Source organism: Vibrio sp. 1562 (genome assembly GCF_033340155.1).
GTDB lineage: Bacteria > Pseudomonadota > Gammaproteobacteria > Enterobacterales > Vibrionaceae > Vibrio > Vibrio alginolyticus.
Window position 1 is genome coordinate 1 of sequence record NZ_JAWOVY010000816.1, and the last position, 509, is coordinate 509.

1 protein-coding gene is annotated in these 509 nt (G+C 52.1%); it reads right to left on the reverse strand.

Annotation, left to right across the window (positions count from 1 at the left end; all coding sequences use genetic code 11):
- The coding region (locus R7Z49_RS27835; RefSeq protein ID WP_318112889.1) for a DsbC family protein at nt 1-509 on the reverse strand (509 nt) is incomplete at both ends.

The window sequence follows — 509 nt, forward strand, 5'->3', positions numbered from 1 at the left end:
TCAGGTTCTTCGGACGTCCTTTGCTGACACGACCATCCGGAGCAACCACGAACGGAACGCCCTCAATCCCAATGAAATGAGCTGTCAGCAGCGTTTGATCGTATTGGCCGGGGTCGCAGGTTTCTTTTGAAGGAAGGGAACCCAGGGTGTTGTTCATCAGCGCATCAAGCGCGTGGGTTTTGTCTTTCGCGCAGTACAAGTTTTTTGCCAGGCGGTTGGACTCAGCACCCAGAGCTGGAATCACGATAAATTTAAAGGTGTAATCATCCACCAGCGATTTGGCATCACCCATGAGCTGATGGCAAACCGCGCACCTAGGATCAACAAAGACCACCACCTCTTTGTCACCACGCCCCATCGAAACGGTGTTCAGCGTGTCCACATCCATGCCCATGCTCTTGAAGTGGATACGCTCCGCTACATCCCTCATTTGGGACATCGTGTTGAGGGGCTTCTTGCTCCACAGGTCGTAGATTTGTCCTGAAATAACAAATCGCCCGTTTTCAGAG